This window comes from Campylobacter concisus (assembly GCF_015229965.1).
Lineage (GTDB): Bacteria > Campylobacterota > Campylobacteria > Campylobacterales > Campylobacteraceae > Campylobacter_A > Campylobacter_A concisus_BD.
Window position 1 is genome coordinate 1 of the sequence record NZ_JAAKZB010000049.1, and the last position, 1,172, is coordinate 1,172.

At 37.9% G+C, this 1,172-nt stretch carries 1 protein-coding gene; it reads right to left on the reverse strand.

All coding sequences use genetic code 11. The features are described from left to right. On the reverse strand, positions 1 to 1,020 hold a 1,020-nt coding region (locus G6W43_RS10475), incomplete at its 3' end, for a retention module-containing protein (RefSeq protein ID WP_194169764.1). Positions 1,021 to 1,172: the final 152 nt, after the last annotated feature.

The window sequence follows — 1,172 nt, forward strand, 5'->3', positions numbered from 1 at the left end:
GCCTTTGATAGTTGGAGTTTTATCATTTGTTAGATGACCTTTTACATCAAGAACGTTACCAACTTTAGTATCTTCTCCATAGCCTTTAACATCATCTATTATCTCATTGATAACTGGAGCTTCTGGAGCTTTAGTATTCTCACTGTCTTCACCTATCACCTTGCTATCCTTGCCTGGGTTATTAGGGTTATTTGGATTGATGATCTCTGCTGTTACATTGTTATCTTTACCTGGGTTTAGATCAACTGGGATATCAATCTTACCTTTATCGATATCATCTTGGTTGATTGGTTTTTCAGTCTTTTTACCATTGTCATCAGTAACAACTACTTTATCACCTGGTTTTACTGAACCATCTTTTGGTATAGTAACTTCTACTGTTGTTTTACCAGCATCTTTGTCACCAGCTTTGTTTTCATCATCAGAAATTTTGCCATCTTTGTTTGTATCTTCTGGGAATTTAATTTCTGGGTTGCTTGGTTTTCTAGTAGTTTCTGGATCGATAGTAGTACCAGTACCTGCTGTATCGTCATCACTACCGCCACGACCGCTATCTAAACCGCCACTTTTACCCTCAACTGGACCTGCAAAAGATGCAGCGCCTAAAGGATTGATAGCACTTGTGCTAGCGCTTATGTTTGAGTAGTGTCCGCCATGCTCAAATCTAGTCTCGCCAAGGCTCATGCCATCACCACGACCACCGCTATTGCCGCCAGCTGCTGTCTCTTCTAGATCTTCTAAATTTGCACCATTTAACAATGCTTTTTGAAGTGCTGCTACTTGTGAATCAGCAGCAGTTGCCTTTGGATCGAGGTTTAGTGTATCTTCGCCGATCATTGATAGCTCTTTTCCATTATTTGTCGCTATCACAACCTTAGAATCAGCTGAAGTTGTTTTTACCGTCTCACCTTCATAAAGGCTATCACCAACTTTTAGTACCCTTTGGTTACCACTTTTATCTACTGCGATAACCTCAGCAGAACCTGATATAGACTTGATTGTGCCTAATTTCTTTGCCATGTTAATTCCTTTTGGGCTAAATTAATTTTGGCATTATTTTATAACTATTAGGAGAAATTGTAAATGGTACTTAGGTACAATATAGATACATTATCTTATTATATGTTATATTTATACAAGTTCTTGTAATTATTAGGTGATATTGATATAAC